Annotated in this window: 26 protein-coding genes; 16 read left to right on the top strand and 10 right to left on the bottom strand. The window is 49.2% G+C overall.

Annotation, left to right across the window (positions count from 1 at the left end; all coding sequences use genetic code 11):
- Window positions 1-44 precede the first annotated feature (44 nt).
- From O3S85_RS15745 to O3S85_RS15775, 7 genes are all read right to left on the bottom strand, one after another.
- Window positions 45-470, bottom strand: coding sequence for an ion channel (locus O3S85_RS15745; RefSeq protein WP_269541651.1), 426 nt, complete (start codon window positions 468-470; stop codon window positions 45-47).
- Window positions 467-1,810 (bottom strand): APC family permease, encoded by a 1,344-nt coding sequence (locus O3S85_RS15750; protein WP_269541653.1) that lies wholly within the window; start codon window positions 1,808-1,810, stop codon window positions 467-469. The genes O3S85_RS15745 and O3S85_RS15750 overlap by 4 nt, the downstream gene beginning before the upstream one ends.
- A 40-nt stretch (window positions 1,811-1,850) precedes the next feature.
- Entirely contained in the window at window positions 1,851-2,588 is a 738-nt protein-coding gene (locus tag O3S85_RS15755) for a glutaredoxin family protein (RefSeq protein ID WP_269541654.1), read from the bottom strand.
- 148 nt (window positions 2,589-2,736) lie between these two features.
- Window positions 2,737-3,312: an RNA polymerase sigma factor gene (locus O3S85_RS15760; protein WP_269541655.1), complete on the bottom strand. Its 576-nt coding sequence runs from the start codon at window positions 3,310-3,312 to the stop codon at window positions 2,737-2,739.
- Between the two features lie 7 nt (window positions 3,313-3,319).
- Window positions 3,320-3,790, bottom strand: a complete 471-nt coding sequence (locus O3S85_RS15765) for a Spy/CpxP family protein refolding chaperone (RefSeq protein WP_269541656.1) — start codon at window positions 3,788-3,790, stop codon at window positions 3,320-3,322.
- The gene (locus tag O3S85_RS15770; protein WP_269541657.1) at window positions 3,787-4,125 is read right to left on the bottom strand and encodes a hypothetical protein; all 339 of its coding nucleotides are present in this window, start codon (window positions 4,123-4,125) and stop codon (window positions 3,787-3,789) included. Before O3S85_RS15770 ends, O3S85_RS15765 begins: the two co-directional genes overlap by 4 nt.
- 95 nt (window positions 4,126-4,220) lie before the next feature.
- Window positions 4,221-5,156 (bottom strand): AAA family ATPase, encoded by a 936-nt coding sequence (locus tag O3S85_RS15775; RefSeq protein ID WP_269541658.1) that lies wholly within the window; start codon window positions 5,154-5,156, stop codon window positions 4,221-4,223.
- Between the two features lie 187 nt (window positions 5,157-5,343).
- Here O3S85_RS15775 and O3S85_RS15780 point away from each other — a divergent pair, with 187 nt between their 5' ends.
- From O3S85_RS15780 to O3S85_RS15840, 13 genes are all read left to right on the top strand, one after another.
- Window positions 5,344-5,616: a hypothetical protein gene (locus tag O3S85_RS15780; RefSeq protein ID WP_269541659.1), complete on the top strand. Its 273-nt coding sequence runs from the start codon at window positions 5,344-5,346 to the stop codon at window positions 5,614-5,616.
- A gap of 48 nt (window positions 5,617-5,664) precedes the next feature.
- Window positions 5,665-6,006, top strand: coding sequence for a hypothetical protein (locus O3S85_RS15785; RefSeq protein WP_269541660.1), 342 nt, complete (start codon window positions 5,665-5,667; stop codon window positions 6,004-6,006).
- Window positions 5,999-8,638 (top strand): VirB4 family type IV secretion system protein, encoded by a 2,640-nt coding sequence (locus O3S85_RS15790; protein WP_269541661.1) that lies wholly within the window; start codon window positions 5,999-6,001, stop codon window positions 8,636-8,638. Before O3S85_RS15785 ends, O3S85_RS15790 begins: the two co-directional genes overlap by 8 nt.
- On the top strand, window positions 8,635-9,081 hold the full coding sequence (locus O3S85_RS15795) for a hypothetical protein (RefSeq protein WP_269541662.1): 447 nt from the start codon (window positions 8,635-8,637) through the stop codon (window positions 9,079-9,081). Before O3S85_RS15790 ends, O3S85_RS15795 begins: the two co-directional genes overlap by 4 nt.
- Before the next feature lie 4 nt (window positions 9,082-9,085).
- Window positions 9,086-9,889 carry a DUF4141 domain-containing protein gene (locus tag O3S85_RS15800; RefSeq protein ID WP_269541663.1) on the top strand — a complete coding sequence of 268 codons (804 nt, stop codon included), beginning with the start codon at window positions 9,086-9,088 and terminating at the stop codon, window positions 9,887-9,889.
- A gap of 44 nt (window positions 9,890-9,933) precedes the next feature.
- Window positions 9,934-10,347, top strand: coding sequence for a hypothetical protein (locus tag O3S85_RS15805; RefSeq protein WP_269541664.1), 414 nt, complete (start codon window positions 9,934-9,936; stop codon window positions 10,345-10,347).
- A gap of 15 nt (window positions 10,348-10,362) precedes the next feature.
- Complete coding sequence (locus O3S85_RS15810; RefSeq protein ID WP_269541665.1) at window positions 10,363-11,583, top strand: hypothetical protein; 1,221 nt, start codon at window positions 10,363-10,365, stop codon at window positions 11,581-11,583.
- Window positions 11,580-12,266 (top strand): hypothetical protein, encoded by a 687-nt coding sequence (locus O3S85_RS15815; protein WP_269541666.1) that lies wholly within the window; start codon window positions 11,580-11,582, stop codon window positions 12,264-12,266. The genes O3S85_RS15810 and O3S85_RS15815 overlap by 4 nt, the downstream gene beginning before the upstream one ends.
- 7 nt (window positions 12,267-12,273) lie before the next feature.
- A complete protein-coding gene (locus O3S85_RS15820; protein ID WP_269541667.1) occupies window positions 12,274-13,164 on the top strand; it encodes a hypothetical protein in 891 nt (296 codons plus the stop codon).
- A 12-nt stretch (window positions 13,165-13,176) separates the two neighbouring features.
- Window positions 13,177-14,247: a TrbI/VirB10 family protein gene (locus O3S85_RS15825; protein WP_269541668.1), complete on the top strand. Its 1,071-nt coding sequence runs from the start codon at window positions 13,177-13,179 to the stop codon at window positions 14,245-14,247.
- Window positions 14,237-14,758 (top strand): hypothetical protein, encoded by a 522-nt coding sequence (locus tag O3S85_RS15830; RefSeq protein ID WP_269541669.1) that lies wholly within the window; start codon window positions 14,237-14,239, stop codon window positions 14,756-14,758. Before O3S85_RS15825 ends, O3S85_RS15830 begins: the two co-directional genes overlap by 11 nt.
- A gap of 122 nt (window positions 14,759-14,880) precedes the next feature.
- Window positions 14,881-15,258, top strand: a complete 378-nt coding sequence (locus tag O3S85_RS15835) for a hypothetical protein (protein ID WP_269541670.1) — start codon at window positions 14,881-14,883, stop codon at window positions 15,256-15,258.
- Between the two features lie 88 nt (window positions 15,259-15,346).
- Entirely contained in the window at window positions 15,347-15,625 is a 279-nt protein-coding gene (locus O3S85_RS15840; RefSeq protein ID WP_269541671.1) for a hypothetical protein, read from the top strand.
- A gap of 219 nt (window positions 15,626-15,844) precedes the next feature.
- On the opposite strand, the gene O3S85_RS15845 is transcribed toward O3S85_RS15840, so the two are convergent.
- The gene (locus O3S85_RS15845) at window positions 15,845-16,087 is read right to left on the bottom strand and encodes a helix-turn-helix domain-containing protein (protein WP_269541672.1); all 243 of its coding nucleotides are present in this window, start codon (window positions 16,085-16,087) and stop codon (window positions 15,845-15,847) included.
- A gap of 403 nt (window positions 16,088-16,490) precedes the next feature.
- Between O3S85_RS15845 and O3S85_RS15850 the strand changes: the two genes are divergently transcribed.
- Window positions 16,491-18,668: an RHS repeat domain-containing protein gene (locus O3S85_RS15850; protein ID WP_269541673.1), complete on the top strand. Its 2,178-nt coding sequence runs from the start codon at window positions 16,491-16,493 to the stop codon at window positions 18,666-18,668.
- 4 nt (window positions 18,669-18,672) lie between these two features.
- Window positions 18,673-18,987: a hypothetical protein gene (locus O3S85_RS15855; protein WP_269541674.1), complete on the top strand. Its 315-nt coding sequence runs from the start codon at window positions 18,673-18,675 to the stop codon at window positions 18,985-18,987.
- 140 nt (window positions 18,988-19,127) lie between these two features.
- Here O3S85_RS15855 and O3S85_RS15860 read toward each other — a convergent pair whose 3' ends face one another.
- Complete coding sequence (locus O3S85_RS15860; RefSeq protein ID WP_269541675.1) at window positions 19,128-19,901, bottom strand: PEP-CTERM sorting domain-containing protein; 774 nt, start codon at window positions 19,899-19,901, stop codon at window positions 19,128-19,130.
- Window positions 19,902-20,166: 265 nt separating this feature from the next.
- Between O3S85_RS15860 and O3S85_RS15865 the strand changes: the two genes are divergently transcribed.
- Window positions 20,167-20,424 carry a hypothetical protein gene (locus tag O3S85_RS15865; RefSeq protein ID WP_269541676.1) on the top strand — a complete coding sequence of 86 codons (258 nt, stop codon included), beginning with the start codon at window positions 20,167-20,169 and terminating at the stop codon, window positions 20,422-20,424.
- 121 nt (window positions 20,425-20,545) lie between these two features.
- Here the strand turns inward: O3S85_RS15865 and O3S85_RS15870 are convergent, their stop codons facing one another.
- On the bottom strand, window positions 20,546-20,800 hold the full coding sequence (locus O3S85_RS15870; protein WP_269541677.1) for a helix-turn-helix domain-containing protein: 255 nt from the start codon (window positions 20,798-20,800) through the stop codon (window positions 20,546-20,548).
- Window positions 20,801-20,811: the final 11 nt, after the last annotated feature.

The raw sequence follows: 20,811 nt of genomic DNA on the forward strand, positions 1-20,811 counted from the left end.
TCAAAAAATCAGTAGGAATTTTCTGGGTATGGCAGAAAATATAATCACTGCTTAGAATTTCTTCCGATGACAGTGTAATAAAAGGTTGCTGACCATGTTAATAGCATGATCCCTGCTAGCGATTCGAAAGCTGTCATAATCTTCAAGTGCCCCTCTGGCACTTCACTCAATCCCAAAGTAGAATAGCTGACTGCTGAGTGGTAGAAATAATCCATGAAGGATGTAGCGCCGCCCACGTTCAAACTTCCCAAGTTCAAATACTGGGTGCCGGACCAAAATACGATAGTGAAGCAGAAAATAATTGTCACGTGGATGCCCATGACCAGTAGTAAAACGCCTACCGCATGGAGAAAATGCCGATTTGGTCCGCATTCATCCGGTAATAGTTTCAATAATGCTCCCAAAGCCCAGTAATGAAAGGCGATGGCAAAAACGATAAGGATAATGACAAGGACAATTGCAGCAATCATGATGAGCTTGTCTCCTTTGAGTAGTGTGGGTCATCCTCATCGTATTCGTGCAGTTTTAGGAACCACTTTTCAGCTACGAAAACCAGGACGAGGCCAATAAGGGAAATCCAAACCACCAGCATATCCGACTGGGCTTTTACCGAAAGAAAAGCAATAAGAATAACCACATCCAGATTTATTGCGGTAATGAGCACCCATGCCTTAGCCTGTACGTCTTCGCGCAAGTGCCTGAGCACACCCCAGTGAATACAGATATCCATCACGATGTAAAACACCGCACCGAGCGAAGCAATCCGGCTCAAGTCGAAAAAGATGGTTAGTAGAATGGCAATGGAAACGGTGTAAACAAGTGTGTGCCGCTGAAGATTTCCGGGTAGCTTGAAATGCCGATGAGGCACCAGTTGCATGGAAGTTAGCATGGCCAGCATACGAGATACGGCGAAGACACTGGCAATGACGCCTGATACCGTCGCAATGATGGCGAATCCAACCGTGAACCACACTCCGAATTGGCCAAACGCCGGGCGCGAGGCTTCAGCCAAAGAGTAGTCTTTTGCCTTCACGATTTCTTCAATCGTTAGATTCGCCCCGACCGCCAGCGCGACGAAAACATAAAGCACGACGCAAATGGAGATGGACCAAATAATGGCGAGTCCGACGTTCTCGTTGGCATTCTTCAGTTCACCACCGCTATTGGTGATGGTGGTGAAGCCTTTGTAACCGAGGATAGCCAGCGCGACTGCCCCAAGAAAGCTCGTAATTCCAGTATCCTGTGGTTCAACGGAAACACTTTCAAAAGACCAACCGGTAGCCCACAAACCACCTATAGCCAGAACCGCCAACCCCGCGATTTTGACGAAAGCTGTGGCAAACGAGAAGGTCTGGATAAACTTATTACTGAGAATATTGACAAAAAAAGCAAAGCAGAGCAGACCAACGCCCAGTGCGGGAATAAGCCATTGAGCATCCTTGGCATCGAAAATCTGAAGGACGTATGTGCCAAATGTGCGGGCAACCAGACTCTCGTTGATCACCATGGAGAAATACATCAGTAAGGCACAGGCGCCGGTCATCAGACCACGGCCGTACGCTTTTTTGAGAAACATTGCAATTCCTCCGGCAGAAGGGTATATTTGCGCCATCTTCACATAGCTGTAAGCACTGAAACCCGCCACAACCGCAGCGACGAAAAAAGCTAACGGGAACCAAGTCCCCGCGAGCTCTGCAATTTGTCCGGTAAGCGCGAAGATTCCAGCGCCTATCATTACGCCAGTGCCCATCGATACGGCGCCCCATAAACTAAGGGAGTTTTTGTCATTGGCGTGCTGATGTTCTGCCATTCTTCTGTCCTTGCTCGAATACCCTCTGACAACTCTCTAACTAAACCGCCTGAATCATCATCCAAATGGCCATCGCCATCATCATAAGATTCTCGGTCAACGAGATGAAGCCCAGAGGCACATCGCTCCCGCCACCGACGCAGGCGCACTTTAAGTTCCGCTTTTCAATGTATACTGCTTTAATGATCGAAATCGCCCCAACTGCAGTCGCGATAAAAACAATTGGTGCGACGATCCAGGTCAGCAAACCGGCTATCATCAAGATGCCGCCCAGCGTCTCAATATAAGCGTAAACCGAGGCATAAGGCACGTAGCGCTGAGCCAGTAAATCGTATTGCACGAAACCGTTGGTATACGACTGTAGGTCTTTCAGCTTTTGAATCCCCAGTGCGCACATGCTAAAGGCAATGAACAACTCAATTACTCTAACCAAATCAATGCTGCCAAGAAAGGCCCATGTCGTGGTAAGGCCCATGCCCAGCGCGACCGCGAAAATCGCGATGATCGGTTGGTAGGTCTCTCCCTCCTTCGGGTCAGGACCAAGCCCCAAGCGCTCGCGTAGTAGATCATATCCCCCTATGTGCTCACCTTCGATGTAGATTTGCGGCGTTTCGTTTACGCCGTGTTCCTCCTTATACCGCTTATTGGCCTCCATCGATTCGATGTGGTGGTCGTTAACCTTGTAGCCGTTGCGCTTGAGGAGGTCCCACGCCTTGATTCCCCAAGGGCAGAGATGATTAGGCGTCACCATACGATAAATATCTGCCTTTTTATTCATAGATATAATTTACTTTTTAAATGAAAAAACGAATCGCTACTGACGACAAGAGTACCATCTTGATTTTGTGAGGCGGGAAATAGCTTACCCGGGTGAATAATGCTTTAACGAAGAAAACTGACTAAACCCTCAAGATTTCTTCTAAACCTTATTCGAGCTGAGACTTAAGGATCTGACGAGCCCGATAGATTCGCGTTTCTACAGTTTTACGACTAGTCTTGATAATAGCGGCGCATTCGTCGTAGGAGTGCTCTTCCAGAATGCAGTAGATGAACGGGAACTTAAGCTTCTCCGGGAGTTGTGCTATCTCGTTCTGGATGCGAATCAATTCTTCGCTCGACTCTATGCTCTGTAAGGGGGCGGGTGTACTGGATTGCAACCTTTCCTCAAGACTCCAGCCAGCATGCCCTTCTTCCGACGCAGCATGTAGAGATAGATGTCCTTTACGTTTCTTCTCTTTGCGGATACGATCACGACTCAAATTGAGCGCGATGGCAAAAATCCAGGTCTTGGGTGTCGCCTTGACCTTAAATCGGGCGGCATTTTGATACACCTTCAAAAAGGTTTCTTCGGTGATTTCTGCTGCGTCATTCGGATTGCATAGATATCGGTAAATAAACTGAAATACTGCCTGTTTGTGGCGTACCATCAGATGAACGAGCGCATTTTCATTTCCATGGCCAATCTTTGCAATCAGCTCCTCGTCTTTGGGCTCAGATTCCATGTAAACATTACTGCGGAACGCTCAGTGCTTTCGCTGCGATATCTCTCAGGCGAGATTGCTTTTCTGGTGGCAATACACTCATCATTTGATAGTAGTGCTGAATCGATAACTCCTGTAGTTGCCCGTGAATAATGTGAAGTTCGTGAATAATCACTCTTGCCTCATTAGAAAATTCGTCCGAACTGACAATTTCCTGACGTAGCTGCTCGATTTTAGACTGAAATTGATGCTGCAATTTCGCACGCTCATTTCGGTAATCGGGCTCGAACGTATTGATCGCCGCGAGTTCCTCAGGAGTAAGGTTCAGTTCATGATGGAGCCATTGGTGTCCATCCCGCTCATATTGCTTGGTCCAATCTGTTTGATGGGTAAGTAGATTGGAAGTAAGTGAGGATACAAGAACGCAAAGAAAAACGAGGCCTGCGATTAATCCGAATATAATCACCGTTTTGTTTTTTTTATTACAATCGCAGCTCATGGATTATCATTATTTAAGTTGAGGTAGTCATTGTCCTGAAATACATCAAAATCAAGTGCTGTTAATGCCAATGCTTTCTTTTGTGTAACATCGGCCTGCAAATTGGTGGAAATGATAGTGCTCCCCAGGCTGACGGTCAATGTAAGTGCAACAGCAGAAAGAATGAACTGCGGTTGAGGGACCAGCCCAAACAACCATTCGGAGATTGACTGAGTTGTTTCATCCGCAGTGATCCGGATTCGTCGCAGCACATTGTTCTCAAGTGAAGGCGGGCAATCAGGAACTGTCGCATCCTTCATGCGACGAATTATTTGGTCGAAATCATTCTGTTTCATGACCTCTTAAACGAAATATTTCCAGAAAACCCTCAAACAAAAATACTGCAAATTTTTTAAATCTAAAAAGCCCACTTGTCCCGCCTGGCGAACCGCTAGGCGGGATGGCTTTCAGTCTGCAAACGCAGCTTACCGGCGTCGGAATCGACAACCAGCATTCCGGCAGGCTGATTGCCTAGCTTGAGTTGTTCAACGAGGGCGTCGCCAATCAAGCGTTCAATGCACCGGCGCAGGGGCCGGGCACCAAAGCGGGCATCGAAACCTTCGATGAGCACAAATTCCAAGACGGTTTTGTTGAACGAAATCTGCGTATCGAATTGACGATTCAACCGCTCGATTTCGCGAGCAAGTAAGAGTCCAGCGATCTCGACTTGCACCTCATATTCCAGCCGACGAAATACTATTTGCTCAGTAATACGCCCGACAAGCTCATGCCGAAGCTTCTCTTTGACCAAGTTGAACACGACGCGTTCAACGGTTTCGACGCTCGATTTTCGCATCTCCATTGCTTCGGCGGCACCGATGTTAGAAGTGAGCACCACAAAGAAATTCGAGACATTCAGGAGCGTGCCGTCCCGCAAGGTCAAGCGACCGTCTTCCAGTATTTGCAGGAGAATCAGCAGCAAATCGGGATGCGCTTTTTCAATTTCATCAAGCAGGATTGTTCCGCCTTGAAGATTGCCGCTGGCATCCCGGTTCAAATCGAACTGGCGACCCATTTGCCCTTGTGCATTGTTGCCGTCACCAAGGAGTACTTCCAATTGCTCCTTGTTTTGATACTCGGACATATCGAAACGGATGAGGCGATTATCACCGGGGAAAAGGTAATGCGTAAAACACTTGGTCAGTTCAGTTTTGCCAACACCCGTTGGCCCCACGAACAGAAAAGAACCTAACGGACGATCCGGGGAAGATAATTTGAAAGCTCCACGTTCCAGCACGGAGCAGGCTTTATCGATGGCGGTATTTTGCCCCCGGATATTGGCCAGCAAATGACCTTTCATTTTTGTAATATGATCGGCGTTTATCATTTAATCTAGTATGGTTTGAGATCCGATAAATGTAATTATTTTGTTAAGGGCGGAAATAACTGGAATACTTTTAGAGGGCTAACGATCTAAGTGTTGTTCCCGGGTTTAGGATAGATCGATAAGAAGATAATATACTAAGTCCAATGGGCCATAGAAACTAAAAATAAATATCAAAATATCAATATCTATGAATGCAACAACGCTTACACCCATCCTCGCACAAGCCACGCTGACTGACCTCAAAGATATGTTTTCTCTGGCGTTAGGCGTTATCTTTTTCTTCGGATTTGTCTACGGAGTATTCCTTGTGTGGCGTGGCGCCCGAAAGATTTCGGATGGCGATTCAGAAGGCTACTCATCGATATTCGGCGGTGTGATCATCGCTGGCGCTGGGCTCATCATGTCCTCGTTTTTCGTGCTCGCTGGCCTCGGCGACGCCGTTGTCACGCCCTCGTTCTAATACGGCCTCAGGCCGTAGAAATTATTTCCATTAACCTCATCAGTTATTATGGAGCAGCTTGAGCGTACCCGCACCAATGCGGCGAATGATTCAAAAGGCCAGGCATTTGGCCTCTCAGGGAATCTCTTTCTCTATCCGATTATTGGCGTCGTTGTGGCGCTATCGGTAAGCATGATTTCCTTTAGCATTATTGGGCTTGGATTAGTCGCTTCAATATTGGTGGCGGCGCCATTCTTGGCGCTGCCCACCATCTATGTCTTCACGCTTCGTCACAACAAACCGCGAGGATATGACCGTGATTGGCTCCACAATATTACCTCATCGGGCTTCTCATTTGTGAAGGCGAATCAGCCGGTTAATCCACGCTATCTAGGAGGGCTCTATGAGTAGTCAGGCGCCCAATGGCTGGTTTGCCGATGACATGCTCATTTTCGGCTCACTGGAAAAGGGCTGCCGTGTCGCCAAGGGTTTCGTGGTCGAAACGCCTGATTTGCGAGGCGGCAGCGTGAGCCTCAAAAATGAGTACAAACGTAAAATACGGCACCTGCTAAATTCGCTGGGATCGAATGAGTCGATGCAAGTGCAATGGACTTGCAACAATGATTACCGCCACGCGTTGACGCAGTATTATCAGGAAACACTCGATCATTGCCAGGACGACTATTTGAAGGCCATTCGCAATGAGCGTTTCTCGCGCTACTGGTCAAGGATGCTAGCGCGTCAACTCAGGCGCGAGCACCTTGTCATTTTCATTGTCTGTGAAATGGAAAGTTACTCGGGCAACCTGAAATCCAAGCCCGGACTGCGCAAATTCTATGACGCGCAGCTCGACAGTTTGAGGACGCATTTTAGCGAACGGGAAAATCAGATGCGCAACATCTTGGGTGCGGACACATCCGTTGCCCCCATGAATGACGTGGAACACTACGCCTATTGCAAGCAGTTCCTTAACCCCTCACTTTCCGAGAGTTTTGACTACGACTACGAACGTAGTTTCGACGAGCGATACACGATTCAGGAAAATTGCCTGCATTGTGACATACGTTCGGCGGACAAGGCCGCTTTGGAATTTGACGGCTATTACCACAGCATTTTTACGGTCCAGCGCTGGCCCAGCGAAACCTACCCCGGCATCATCCATAACCTGACGAGTCTGCCGTCACTGGATTATCAGATCACCGTCAATATTCAACCCCTCGACATTCGGCAGATTATCCGCAAGGAGGAAAAGGAAGCCGACCGGCTCAAAAACGAGCACCGGCACAAGGGGCGCCAATCGGACGCCACGGCCATCCAGAAGAAAGAGAAAACCATCGACGCGCTTGCGCAGGGCTACACGAAGCCGTTCAGCGTTACCTATATTATTCGCACCTGGGCGAAGGACTTGGAAACCCTTCGCGCCAAAACAGCCGAACTCAAGCAGGCCGTCGCTCAGATGAACGGAGCCGAGATTTACCAGAACACCCTTTTTGCCAGTAGCAAGAAGCTGTTCTTTGCCTCATGGCCGGGCTGGACTGGTTCCAGCTACACCCACCGCGACGAGTATGCCGAAGACGGCTACTTGGCCGATTTATTGCCCTTTTCCGCGACCTTCACCGGCTATCTGGATAATGCCGAAGCGCTCTATGATGGCAACCAGAGCAATCTTGTTGGCATCAACACCTTTGTCGGCGGAACCCCACAACATACGGTTTTGTTTGGCATCAGTGGCGCCGGTAAATCGGTCTTCATGGAAGACCTTCTATCGCAAACCGCTCACAAATTCGCCTACACGGTTATCATTGAAGAAGGGCTATCGTACGAAAGCTTCACGAATAACCTTGGAGGGGTACCAATCATTATCCAACCCGATAGCGACCTCGTTATCAATTATCTCGATACGGCAGGTATGCCGCTGACCCGCCTGCAAATATCCTCTGGCGTCGCCTTGGTTTCACGTATGATTGGCGTGCCCGATTCGCAGGAGCGGCAGCAGGTCAGGCAGGCGCAGATTGGACACTACATCGATTTGCTCTACCGGGACCAATTTGAATCGTGGAGTAACAAGCACCGTGACCGTATGCCTGAGGTCCGCAAGATGGCGTGCGCCACCTACCTATGGAAGCAGGAGAAGATTCAGACCAAGACCAGCTTTGTCGAAGCATTCAGCATATTCCGGGACTTACTTGCCTCAGAGAACGAGGAAGCTTTGGAATTTTTCAACTCGATCCAACCGGACAAGATTGTCGAGTTTGCCAAGCACGCCGACACGAGCGATTACGTGAAGGACACCGCTTTTGCCTACTTTGAACCCGAAGAATATCCGATCCACTCTCAATTGATTGAGCTGATGCGATTCGGGCGCAGCTCGTATCACCCCAAGGAGGAAATTGACGAGCTGGCTACCCTCATGGCGGCGTGGACTGCTACCGGCAGTTACGGTAAACTGTTCGATGGCGCCACCAACATCGATTTGAAAAATCGGATTGCTCATTTTGAGTTAGGGCAATTGGGCGACGAAGCCGTGGAACTACGCACTGCCGCTGGATTGCTCATTACCTCATTCGCCCGGCAGCATATCATTTCACTGCCGCGCAGCTTGCGCAAACGGATCATCTTTGAAGAAGTCTCGCGCTTCCTTGATGTGCCGGGAGGCGAGAAAACGGTTTCCGAAGCATACGCGCAGCTTCGCAAGTTCTCATGCTGGACTTGTTCCATCGTGCAACAATACGAGCGCTTCAAAAGCTCGCGCATTCGCTCCGTCGTCATGGGTAATTCCAAGCAGCATCTATTGATGCGTCAGTTGGACAAGGCCGACATTCAGGAGATTGCGCAGGACACCGGGCTACCGCCATCAGTGCAGGAATCCATCATGGATTACCCACTCGTAGAGCAACAAGCCGAGGGGCACAAGTATTCCAGTGTGTGCTACTACGCACCTGGAGCCAGACCGCCTCTTTGTGGAACCGCCCTGAATATACAAGCGCAGACCTATTACAACCAAACCAAGGCCCAGCCTGAAAAGGAGAACATTACCCAATGAAGACACACTTTCCCCCAACAGGGCGTCACCATATATTCTCTGTCCTAGTTATCGTCAGCGCGTTGCTTGCCGGTTGCGCGAGTAGCGATGTCGGTAAGGGCGCAACCGTAGTCGGCGGAAGCGCACTCGGCGCATTCACCGCCTATGAAGCCTCAGACGGCGACGCCGCATGGACAACCGGGGGCGCGGCGATAGGCGCTTTGGCGGCCTTGGGAGCCAACGCTTATGCCGAGGAAAGCGAGCGCCTTGCTTACCGCAGCGGCTACGAAGCGGCGCTCAACCAAAGCGTCAAACAGCAGTACTGGATCATGCAGAACCAGCAAATGCAGCAGCAGTATGGCGATCAGGACGAAACGGAAACCTTCGTTCCGATTGTTATTCCCGAACAGGAAATCAACGGCGAACTCAGGGACGAGCGAGTCATCTACTTAAAAGCAAGGTAATCGCATGAAGCTTATTCTATTTTTCTCCATCTTGCTATGCGCGCTTTCGGCGCGTGCGCAATGGGTCGTAACCGACCCCGGACATACCGCGCAGACAATTGCGGCGAGAATACAAGACATCGCTAATCACGGCGAAGTCTTAGCCGAGTGGCAGCAGCAGTACGAACAACTGACTCAGCAAATTGATACGATGACCCAGCAGCTTGAAGTGGAAACCATTATGAAAGACTGGATGGGCGACCCGATTGCGGTCAACCTGCCTTCCTTGGAAGTGTTGTCGGTCGATGACTTTATTGATGACCTCAACTACGGCATTCCGTGGAACGAAGTCATTGAGCAGGCAGATGGTTCTGACAGTCTTGATGAAACTCATGGCGGTTTGTTCGAGGAAGTCCCCTCTGTAACCGTCACCGGCCAAGCGGTAAACATCAACGATGCTGCTTTAAAGAAGTATGCCGCAGTGGATCGGCAGTACACCAACTACGTTGAAGCCGCCACAGAGATCGATGCGCGCTTGCTGGAGCTTCAGGAAAACCAGGCCCTCACTCTGACCGAATTGAAAAACGCCGCCACCGACGCGGAAGTGCAGAAGCTTTCCGCCATTGTGAACGCTCAGAACGGCCAAATCGCTTTGCTGATATCCGAGCGCGAAAAGCAATACCAGCAGTACAACGCATTGAAGGAACTGGGTGAAAACCAAGAGGCAAAAGCAAAATCCGTCTCCATTAAGGCGCAGTTACAGGACCAGCACGCCGCCTATCAATCTTTGCAACAGTATCTAACGGGGCTCACCAGCTCCGAAAACTAAAAAACCTACCAGTTATGAGAAGCATCGGAATATTTATATTAACTGTGTCGCTGGCTTTCTACGGATGCAGCGATGATCAGCAGGAAGCTACAATTGCCATTGCCGAAAAGGGACAACCCGCCCGGACAATCAACATCATCGTTGAAGGCAAGGAGAATGTTATCATCGAAGACCCGTATATTGAGGAAATCGAAACGCTCTCGGCTGAATACATGGAACAGCGGAGTCGATACATCAAAGAACATGAATCGATGACTCGCGAGGAGCGTAAAGCCTTTGGTGAACTTCGTGATCAAACTGGTTCTCGCGTTCAAGAACTACAAAGCCTTCGCAAGAAGTACATCATTGAGAAAATGAAGGAGCACGGGGGCATCGATTTCAAAGTTGAGGCTTCCGCCGCAAATGGAACCCGAACTACGGGCAGCGATTATTTTAAAGGCATTCAGGACTCACAATAATTCAATTTTAGGATCATGAACCTTCTCGGCCCGATATATCTTGAAGACTTTCAAAGCACGATTCTTGAGCTGCAAGAAGGGCTCATGTTTGTGCCTTACTTTATTCTGATTGCTGGACTCATTGTTCGATTGGTTCGGCTTTCAGATACCGAGGCAGACATGGTGGCAATGGTTAAGCCTATTTTCATCTGCTTCCTTCTAATTGCATTAATATCATCGGTACGCTTCTGGTTTGACGGGCTCAACAGCGGGTTCGCTCAGGCCGCAGAAATTATCAACGAAGATTATGCAAGCGAACCATTCGCCGTTACCGAGGCGTTGATTAATACGATCGATGAAGACCCGGAAGCTGAAGGCTGGGGAGTGGATCGTATCGTCAACTCGCTTTATTTGAGTGTTGTCTACGGAGTGGCAAAGCTAGGGATTACGCTAGCGGCGCTCTTTCAGGTTCCTTTCTATATATTGCAATATGTATTAACGTGGCTGGGTTTTCTATTCCTGCCCATTGGCTTGTCGCTATTCATTTTCCCCTCACTCGGTAATATCGGCGTAAAGCTGATTTCAAACATCATGGCTGTCATGGCATGGCCTATTGGCTTTGCGATAACGAATCTCGCTGCAATGGCAGTTATTAAGGATTTTTCCGGCGCATCCACTTTTACCGGAAACGATACAGGAACATCGCTCTACATGATGAGTTTTGGTTCCCTTATCATGGGCATAATGGCGTCGTTAATTCTGGTGATCGGGACTCTGGCAACGCCGACGATCATGTTTATTCTTTTTTCCAGCGGCGCCATCTTGCAGGGGATTACCGGCGCCGTAACTGGCGCCGCCGCATTTGCAACCTACATGGGAGGAAGCATGGGCTTTAGAGGAAATGGCGAATCGGCCCCGAAAAGTGAAACTCCACCAAGTAACCCGGCCCCGGCGCCAGCTCCATCATCAACCTACGACAGTATTGGTGGTTCTGGTGGATACACGACTGGCGAACCACCCCCCGCATACGGCGGAGATTCATCAACCGAACTAGGCCCCGCACTCAGACACTTTCAACAGCCAGCTCTTCAAGGGGGCGCACTTGAGCTTACGAGCGAAAGTCAACCAGCCTTGCCAGCGCCACCGGAGCCTACGAACCCCATGCTTCCCGTATCTCCAAGTGATCCAACGGGAAGTCAACATGCGGCCAAACTGTTCGCCCTTGGAACCGCCGCGAAACCCGTAATTGATGTATGAGTTCAGATAATCCAGAAACATTAGACTACTCCAAGCCTGACCCGACAAAAGCGCAGGAGCGTGGAGCAAAGCGTCTGCCGCAAAAGCAGTTCCATCCCCTGAAGTTGTTCACGGACAACGCATGGGCGGCCCGCATGTGGTTTCTCGTATCGCTTCTCTTACTCGGCCTTGTGGTCATCCAGCCCTTTTTCATCATCAACGCCTATCGCACTCGTGAACGTATCGTTGTCATGGATGGCGCAGGAACTTTTTCCGTGGCTCCAACTTTGGACTTTCAGGAGGCGACTCGTGTGCACGAAGAACTGGCTTTATGGGCAACTTACGCCCTGTTTTCGCAGAATCCCAACGGGTTCGATATGCCTGAATTACTCGACAAACTATTTCTGGATAAAGCCTTGAAGCACGCACGCGACTTGCATTCGCAAGCATCCAAGGAATTTCGGGAGAAGGACATTCACCAGAAAGTTGAAGTCTTTGAAATCAAGATTCTCGAAACCAGAGAAGAACAAGTCTTCGCCCAGGTAAAAGGGCAACTGATCCGAACCGGAACCTTTGAAGGTAAGACCTTTGTCGAAGACCCGGAATTTACGCTCACCCTCGTTTTGCACCGCAACCCGAACATGCTCGATAACAAGCGTTTTCCTTTAGCGGTCACATCCTTTGAGGACAAAATTTTACTGTAATTGCACCATGAATCTACGTCTCATTCACTTGTTTCTTTGGCTGACGCCAGCCTTATTGTTGGCGGAGGTAGACCGCTATAACCGTGATGTTATCAAGCAGTATGCGCTCAATCCGCAAACCGTCTACAACATCCCCATTGGCAATACGCCGACCACGATCACGTTTCCGGGACCGTTGTCATCCATCGATGGGGCTAACGTCAGCAGTGACCCCAAGAACAAGGCGCCGGTACTACTCAGTTACATTGAAGGCCGCTACTTCTTTTCCGTCCGGGCTACCGAGCCCAATGCAAGGGGAGCGCTCAACGTGGTTTATCAGAATCAGACCTACGTTTTTAATTTCTATCATCATGAGGACGAGATTCCTTACCGGACAGTTCGCTTGGTGGATTCCGGTGAAACGGCGATGGTTGAATCAGGCTATGGAGCCCAACCCGCCGTCATACGCAAGGCTACGCCGAGTGCATTGGTTGATTTGCTGGATCGCGCCAAAAGCTACCACCTGATCAGCGAAGCCTACCCGAATATGTTGGATGAAGAGATCCAACATATTGCCCCGCAAAACCTGACCACGGAATACCGGGACTTTAATGTCCGCATCGATGACATTTATCGATTCAACCAGTACGACACGCTTGTTTTCAAGATCAGCTTACGGAACGAATCCGAAGAAGCGGTCTTTTACACGCCGCAAATGATAGCCGTCAGGATTGGGCAGAATCTCTACTTTCCCTCAATCACGGACGCATCGGGCATCATCCCCCCTCAGTCTGATAGCATCGCCTACATCGCGATTACCGGCAAGCCGAACGGCGAACGAGCCGACCTGAGCATCAGGAATCCATTCCAGATCATTGTATCCCAAGTGAATGATCCGGCGAAACTCCTCATCCCCTAATCTCTGACTACGATGCTTACATTTATTAAATCACCACTCGGGAACGCCGTTGTCCTCTTACTCCTTGTTGGCTCAATTGGCACCGTGGTTATACTCGACTCCATTGGGGAGGGACAGGCCAAGGCAGACTTTAACGAGCCAGATGAGGAAACCTACAATTACAAGCCGGAGGTTTATAAGCGGGACATCCCGCGTTTTAAAATGCCAGGCGCCATTGTTGAATCGAACTCCGTCGAGACGCCTAAGCCCACAGAAGAAAAGACAGCGCCAGAACCAGCCGTATCCCGGCCACTTTTGGCGCGTCAACCAGAGTCCAAGGAGAAGACGAAGCCGGCACTGCCGCTAAATCTCTTTACGGGCAAGCCGCCCAAGGATCAACCGGAGCTTTCCGAAAACTATGCTCCGTATGGCCGCCTCGTTCCATGCGAGCTTACTATCACCGTTGAGAGTAATGCGATTAATACGCCGATTATTGGGCTCGTCACCGAGGATGTTGTCAATGCGGGCAAAGTCATTATCCCAGCAGGCGCCGAAGTTCATGGCCGCGCCAGCGAAAGCCGTAACCGTGACCGTATTGCCGCCACCGGCACATGGAATTTCGTCTGGCGGACTCAGGACCGTCTAAATGGCACCGAGCTAGCCTTACAGGGCATTGCCCTTGACCGCGAATACAATTTCAACACCGGAGAATGGGGACTGCGTGATGGCTCCGCAGGCTTAAAAGGCCATCTCATAGAGAGCGATAGCTGGAACGAAATTAAGCTGTTCGCGGCCACCTTCCTTGCCGCCGCTACGCAGGGGTTCAAGGAATACGACAACTTTATTACCGACACTGGCTCTACGGTTCAGATCGCCGAAAGCTCCGTCGGTAATGCGGCCTTAGACGGCGCCACCGCCGTCATGGCCGAGTATGCGGAGCAGATTCGGGAAACGATTCAGCGTGACGGCTACTACATTCGCGTGCCCACCGGGAAGCAATTCTACGTTTACGTCACCCAAACTATCGACGCCCGCGAAGGCTCGCGGGGTAACGTCAGCAACAAGGATATTTGGAAAAAGGAGGATGATACCAATGAAGGATAAATTAAAACTACTCACTGCCATTTTAGCGATTACGCCCATCGCCTTGATGTTGAATGGTTGCGAAACGACTGAATCAGCTTCCACACAAGCCCCGCCAGTGCAACCAGCACAGCCCATTCAAGTTTCGGGCACTCAGCTTGATCCTTACAATATGGCCAAGGTTCGTACCCCCGAGGCGATTCACGCCTACCACTTGGGACCATACGTTGACCCACAGGATTCCGGCATACGGCATGATGGCCACCGGATTGCCCGAGTCGAACGCCCGGCACAGTGGAACTTGACGCCAAGCGCCCCGACCGCCGTGCCTTTGGGACCGGTTGTCGCCGTGGCCGATCCCGCCCAGCAAACCGGTCTGCTTACAGGTGAGCTGGAAAACAAGATTACTCAGGCGAACAACCTGATTGCCGCTCTGATTGAGCAAAACGACCAGTTGCAAGGCCAGCTCCAGCAAAAGGACAAGGCCATCGAGAACTTGTCACGACGCATTTCGAATCTGGAAGAACAGTAATTTCATCATGAACACACACCAATCTATCACCTTTGGCATTCTGCCAAACCTGTAATCAAAGCTGAACAAATAGCGGCCCCACGGACAGGTTAAGAAAGCGTGGGGTTTGATAGGACAATCCTATGGCAACATCACTAAAAAATCGAGTTAATCAGAATAAAGAGGCAGTCAAATCGCCTGGCCCTAAGAAGAATCCTGAAATCGACGCAATGATTGACAGGTACATCAAAGAGCATCCCCAGCGGATTGCTTATTTGAAAACAGAAACCAAAGACCAACTGCTCCGACGCGCCATCCTCAAGGACGCCTTGAAATACGACGCGACCATGAAGCAGCGGGTCAAAGTGAACGAAGCGGTGGGAAGCTTTCTCAAGGAAAACCCTGAAATTGCTCAGGACATTGAGAAACGCATTTCACGCGTGCCCGACGATCAGAAACAGGATGCGCGCATGCGCCTTGGGAGGCAGGAAGCAACCCGAACAGCCCTGAAAATAAGCTGATTAACCGGGTTGGCCGGGCGCAGCAATTCTTGGCCCGGCCAACCATATATTTAACCATTAACCCAAATTAATTGGATATTTAAACATCATGGAAACAAACACGAACAGCGCCGCCCCCGTCGCATTGCCTATTGAAATATTCGATGTATTCGTGAACTCAAGCGACTACCTCAAACGCCGGTATGATTCCATTCGCCTGAGCCCGGAAGAGCTAATCGTCTTCTTTTTATCTGGCGTAGCCTCCCATGAGATCGTCACTAGCCTTGAAAGGCAGGTGTTATTGCTCTCTGGCAAAAATCCGCCCGCTGACGAGGATGAGCACTTGATGCAAACTTACCTTGATATGGAAAACGAAGGACTCGCCTGAGTCTTGAGTGGCAAATCTCAATCTAAAATGGAACCGCCGCCGGAGATGCTCCGGCGGCGGTTTATTTGTAGCGGTAGTAGCCAATTTCCGGGGTGCTGCTTCAATTCGATAGCAAGCTGTCGAATCAATTAAGGCAAGCTTGCAGTGTACACCGGCTTACTTGCAATAGAGCATTGCCAAGCTTCCAACCCATACCTGGTAGTATTTTACCAATCCAGCCTATAGCCCGATATCCTTGAGGATGTCGGAAGGTTTGAGACCGAGTGCCCGAGCTATCTGAAAAAGCTTAAAAACGGTAATGTTTTGCTGACCGCGCTCAATGGTTCCCATGTAAGCGCGGTGCACCTCAGCACGCCAAGCAAGTTCATCCTGACTGATATCCGCCTGTTCGCGACGTGCACGTATAGCTTGGCCTAGTCCGATAGCTATTTTTTTTGCAGCTTTGCCTTTTGTCGCGTCCATGCAGCGCACATACTAGCATTTTGCTGTAAATAGAGCGACTAGGTATATCTAGCATTTATAATGAGTCCATTTCTTTGATTGGGCGTGAAAATTTCGGTTCGATCAGCTCTAAAGCGCGATAAAATCGCATAAAACCCTCATATTTGAGGGCTATTATTTTCAGGACTCACTGTAGAAGCCGATTTTTAACTCGCTATTAGAATAGGTATGTCCAGCCTCCGCCAATATGGTCTAGCTGCAAAGGCTTTTCGCCATTTTCGAATATTCTGCGAATTCGCGCACGCCTTGTGATAGAAATAATAATAACCATGATGAAACATTTTTATACGCGAACGGTCTCTCGGAAACAAAGATTTATGCGGACGACTCCGAAATCAATTACGCCTACGAGCCTGAATCCGGCTTGCTCAGTAAAGTAACGGATCAGCGCGGGTATGACCGGGAATTCAAATATCAGATTGATGGCAATCTTTACACCTACGATGCTTATTTCAACCGCATCCTGACGCAGACGACGGCGGGAGACCCCGACGACTATACTTTTGCTTATTACGGATTCACGGGTGATGGAAACGCAAATCAGGTGCAGAAGGTCACGATCTCCAAGATTCGTGATTCGGTCACGGTTAATAATGACATCGATTATTCATACGATGACTTGGGACGTCTTTACACTCGGACATTCAAGGGCGATACGGAGACTTTTAATTACGACGAACTCGACCGGTTGGAGAGCATGAGCGATCCTTTGGGGGACTTTGACTATGGTTATGACGGCCTCACGGGGCGCATTCAGACGGTTCAAAATTCGGTCTCTGGCGTCAACGGCCTGAGCATGGCGCTCGGGTATGATCATAAAATCGCGGGTGGAGAAGAGCGTCGTTTTCCCAACTTAACGAGCATTACCTACGGCGACCCATCTGGCATGATTGCTCAGCACGCCTATCAGAAAGATGTCAGCGGGCTTATTAAGCTGTGGCAGCAATGGAGCGAGGACTCAGTCCAGAGTTTCAGTTATCGATATAACGAGGATAGCCAACTTGAAAATGCCATTAAACATGATGGACTCGATGAGCAAAGTGCTCCTCTGAAACGCCACGAATACCGCTACGATGATGCAGGAAACCGCGTATTGGCGTATGTTGACGGTGATCAGTCCAATGTCGAGTTCAACGACATTAATCAACTGGTCGCCCAAGGCAGTGAAGGTGGAACGCTCATTCATGGAGTAATCGGCGAACCGGGAAAAGTGTTCGTCCAGCAACTCGATGGCAGCGGGAACGTGACGGACTCACAAGAAGCCGCGCTTTACTCCGGCAATGAGTTTTATGCCAATCTCGAATTGCCCGTTGGCTCCAATACTTTTAGAATAATTGCAGCCGACATTTTTGGCGAAACCACGACCCAGGATTATTCCCTGACCGTAGCATCGGATACTGGGGACAGTTTCTCTTACGATGCCGCTGGAAATTTGACAGAGTGGATTAAGGCGGATGGAACAACGGTGGAATATCACTGGGATGCGGCGAACCGGCTGCGCAGCATTGAGGTGGATTCGCAATTGATTCAATCTTTCGAATACGACGGAGCAGACCGCATGGTGCGGGCCATTAATATTAGCGGTCAACGTGATGATTACTTTTGGGACGGCTTGAAGAGATTAGGCCGTGAGAGTCCTGATGGCTCGCCGACTGTGTATCAACGCTACCTAGCGAATGGCTTTACCGAATCGCTCAATGGAGCTGCGGCGAACAAATATTATACGCTGCGCGATCACCTTGGTTCTACCCGTGAAATTTTAGATGACGCTTACAACGTCATTACCCGCTATGATTACGGTCCATGGGGCGAAGTTACTAAGCTCAGTGGTTCTGTAGAAGCTGACTTGCTTTATGCGGGTCATCTATACTATGGCGATGCCGATACGCCAATACATATAGCTCCATATCGTTCGTACAGCCCTCTACTCGGACGCTGGTTGAGCCGTGACTTCTTAGGAGAGCTAGGACCAGACGGAACGAATGTCTATGCTTACGCTTTGGGCAATCCGATACTTTATAATGATCCGACAGGCTTATACAGCGTATTGGGCTTAGAATTTGATGACGGAAAGGGATTTTGGGACAACGTAGGTGACTATTTCGGATCAGCGGGCTCAGGAGCTGCTATGGGGGCTGCGGCATATGCAGATGGGTTTAACCCGTTTGGCGATCCCTTTGAAAGTGCAGGATTTTACAATTCCGATTGCTACGGGTTAGGTGCCTCCAAGTTTTTAGGAACGGTAGGATTCACAGCAGCAACTACGGCCGCTGGCGTTGGTATAGGAGGGCGCATTGCTGCTCGCGGTGGATTTACTCTTTCTAAGCATGTCGCCTCACAGGTTCGCCCTTGGCCATTCGGGCAGCGTTATTGGTCAGAAACGGCAGTAAGAGCTGCCTTTCAAAGCGGGAAGGCATATCTGAATACTGGACAGGGGATTGGGAAATTACTAACAACTGTAAGGTATCCGATAGGCAATGGCGGCGCTATTGTCCGAAACATATTCACAAACAAAATTGTTCATTATCTTCCAAAGTGGTGAGCGCATGAAAAGTAAGCAGCGAGCAGATTTGCATAAATGTCTTGATCGGTATCTCAATGGACGCGAAAGCGTTTTTGGCCTACAACAGTGCGCATTGGATGCAATCAATAATGGACTAGATCAGGAGTTGTCTGGACCTGAGCGAAGGAAATTTTATAAAGAATACTTTAATTACATCGATCCATATTTGCCGGAGTTAAAACCGCGAGGAGGTATCGGCATCCTCATGGACAAGCTAGACTTGTGGTTCAATGGGATTCATCGGCTAAATGAATCTGATGTTCAAAATAGTGCGAAACGCTTGATAACATGGCTATGATCCAGTCAAACATCCGTACGGTCGTACGCCAATGATGGTCGATTATAACTATGAAGCTCCAGCATATCAGGAGCTAAGACTGATCGCAGATGACCTTAAAGCGCAGGCTGAGAAAAATGAGGGTGTCGATAAAGCGATCTTCAGATTCGAGTGCGATGAAAAACCTCTCTCCTTCGCTTGAAAGCATAAGCTAAGGCAGCCATTGCAGCTAGTAAGGAATATGTTGATGGCTCTGGAACAACCGTCGTCGCCTCAAATTGATGGATGAGTTCTGCGTTTGAAGCGTGAGTCCAATATTCACTTGTATCGTAGTCAAATCCTACCTCCCATGATACGGTCAAATCGTATTCCCCAATCACATTAGTAAGCCCAAATAAGGTATAGTTGAAATCGGTAAGTATGAATGTTACATCATACTCAGGATAGGAAACAGTTTCATGAGGGCTTCTATCATCGTAGCCGACCAATTCGTAAAGCAACCGTTCATTTTGGTTGTCCACGATCCTGAATGATTCCACTTGGATACCATTTCCATTTAAGTAAAAATACAGGCTTTTAATGAGAAGATTGTCATTCCCTTGGATATTAACCTGTCTCGAAAAACTATAACTGTATTGAGCTTGAGAAGTCCCATGCGCCTCGTGTTCGAATGTGTCCAGTATGTATTGATTATCATTGGAAGCAGTAGCTGAGCGAGTGAAACGAGAATCCAAGAAGCCATATGGAGTTCCAAATTCCCCTGTTCCACTGATTACGCTTTCCGATGTCCAAGTTGTCGTGCTACCCTCCACCACCATCTGGCTAGCATGCTCTTCCAATGTTATTTCACTCAGTTGTAACTCAGCGCTGTAGTTGCCACCTTGAGTTGACGTGGTAATCGATAGAGATGCCCTCAAGCCCAGCGTGCAGCTCATGCTAGCAACGGCAATAAGGATAGCTGGAAATGATACACTTCGCATACGTCTTTACCCTGCCTGTTGAGCCGTACATCGCAAGTCAGAACCTCGACAAATCATAGCAATAATTTCCCCCAATTATTACGGGGCACCACCTTATAGCAGGTATAACATGGGCAATATATCGCCACCCCGGAGGTAGGACTATTTCAATTGAATTGGGAATGACGCCTTCCGCGAATTTCCCTATTTTTTTCCATTCAATTTTAATATGCTTACTTTCATGAAAGCGAAGATTACCGAGAGATTGAAACACGTGGGTCGTGGGTATGACTTGGACAAGCTACCACCGGCTCTTTTGGAAACCGTTATTGATGCAGCTTCGCCCTTGATTGAAGCCGAGCTAGGCAAGGCGGAAGAACGAGCGATTCAGAAAATCATCACCGAGAAGTTTGTGGCAAAGGTGATTAAGTCGGCTTTGGAAGCGAAGCCTGCTAGACGATCCAGAGCGACAGCCGAACAAATGGCCGGGATAAGTTAGAAGTTAAAAGCTTAGGTTCCCGCTTTTCTGCGCAAAGCTCCCCACCACTAAAACCCCCTAAATCCCCCATTCGCCGAGTTGCGACTTGGGGGACTTTTTTGAAACATTTTATTGGACTGCATCAGGCATCAAGTTTGGCAAAAGCTTTGATTAACTTGGATGCTTCGGATTCTGCGGAGGCGCCGCAAGCCTCGCAAATCCAATAGAATTCTGCGAGATCAACACGCCGCTCACCCAATTCCCAATTGGCGACAAGAGCATGGGCAACATCCAGCTTCGTCGCCAGGTCTCGCTGGGTCATTCCTGCCTGATTTCTCAATTCGGTCAAAAGACCGGCAATTATGGCGCCATGCTCGCTATGGATAGTTTTTTTCATTGCTCATATTT

It is taken from the genome of Cerasicoccus sp. TK19100 (assembly GCF_027257155.1).
GTDB classification, from domain to species: Bacteria; Verrucomicrobiota; Verrucomicrobiia; order Opitutales; family Cerasicoccaceae; genus Cerasicoccus; species Cerasicoccus fimbriatus.

Coding starts and splice junctions, on each gene's coding strand:
- O3S85_RS15800 (WP_269541663.1), top strand. CDS start 9,086: ATGAAGCTTATTCTATTTTTCTCCATCTTGCTATGCGCGCTTTCGGCG.
- O3S85_RS15825 (WP_269541668.1), top strand. CDS start 13,177: ATGCTTACATTTATTAAATCACCACTCGGGAACGCCGTTGTCCTCTTA.
- O3S85_RS15775 (WP_269541658.1), bottom strand. CDS start 5,156: ATGATAAACGCCGATCATATTACAAAAATGAAAGGTCATTTGCTGGCC.
- O3S85_RS15760 (WP_269541655.1), bottom strand. CDS start 3,312: ATGGAATCTGAGCCCAAAGACGAGGAGCTGATTGCAAAGATTGGCCAT.
- O3S85_RS15790 (WP_269541661.1), top strand. CDS start 5,999: ATGAGTAGTCAGGCGCCCAATGGCTGGTTTGCCGATGACATGCTCATT.
- O3S85_RS15785 (WP_269541660.1), top strand. CDS start 5,665: ATGGAGCAGCTTGAGCGTACCCGCACCAATGCGGCGAATGATTCAAAA.
- O3S85_RS15830 (WP_269541669.1), top strand. CDS start 14,237: ATGAAGGATAAATTAAAACTACTCACTGCCATTTTAGCGATTACGCCC.
- O3S85_RS15810 (WP_269541665.1), top strand. CDS start 10,363: ATGAACCTTCTCGGCCCGATATATCTTGAAGACTTTCAAAGCACGATT.
- O3S85_RS15815 (WP_269541666.1), top strand. CDS start 11,580: ATGAGTTCAGATAATCCAGAAACATTAGACTACTCCAAGCCTGACCCG.
- O3S85_RS15745 (WP_269541651.1), bottom strand. CDS start 470: ATGATTGCTGCAATTGTCCTTGTCATTATCCTTATCGTTTTTGCCATC.
- O3S85_RS15840 (WP_269541671.1), top strand. CDS start 15,347: ATGGAAACAAACACGAACAGCGCCGCCCCCGTCGCATTGCCTATTGAA.
- O3S85_RS15870 (WP_269541677.1), bottom strand. CDS start 20,800: ATGAAAAAAACTATCCATAGCGAGCATGGCGCCATAATTGCCGGTCTT.
- O3S85_RS15765 (WP_269541656.1), bottom strand. CDS start 3,790: ATGAGCTGCGATTGTAATAAAAAAAACAAAACGGTGATTATATTCGGA.
- O3S85_RS15860 (WP_269541675.1), bottom strand. CDS start 19,901: ATGAGCTGCACGCTGGGCTTGAGGGCATCTCTATCGATTACCACGTCA.
- O3S85_RS15820 (WP_269541667.1), top strand. CDS start 12,274: ATGAATCTACGTCTCATTCACTTGTTTCTTTGGCTGACGCCAGCCTTA.
- O3S85_RS15770 (WP_269541657.1), bottom strand. CDS start 4,125: ATGAAACAGAATGATTTCGACCAAATAATTCGTCGCATGAAGGATGCG.
- O3S85_RS15755 (WP_269541654.1), bottom strand. CDS start 2,588: ATGAATAAAAAGGCAGATATTTATCGTATGGTGACGCCTAATCATCTC.
- O3S85_RS15865 (WP_269541676.1), top strand. CDS start 20,167: ATGAAAGCGAAGATTACCGAGAGATTGAAACACGTGGGTCGTGGGTAT.
- O3S85_RS15845 (WP_269541672.1), bottom strand. CDS start 16,087: ATGGACGCGACAAAAGGCAAAGCTGCAAAAAAAATAGCTATCGGACTA.
- O3S85_RS15750 (WP_269541653.1), bottom strand. CDS start 1,810: ATGGCAGAACATCAGCACGCCAATGACAAAAACTCCCTTAGTTTATGG.
- O3S85_RS15835 (WP_269541670.1), top strand. CDS start 14,881: ATGGCAACATCACTAAAAAATCGAGTTAATCAGAATAAAGAGGCAGTC.
- O3S85_RS15780 (WP_269541659.1), top strand. CDS start 5,344: ATGAATGCAACAACGCTTACACCCATCCTCGCACAAGCCACGCTGACT.
- O3S85_RS15795 (WP_269541662.1), top strand. CDS start 8,635: ATGAAGACACACTTTCCCCCAACAGGGCGTCACCATATATTCTCTGTC.
- O3S85_RS15855 (WP_269541674.1), top strand. CDS start 18,673: ATGAAAAGTAAGCAGCGAGCAGATTTGCATAAATGTCTTGATCGGTAT.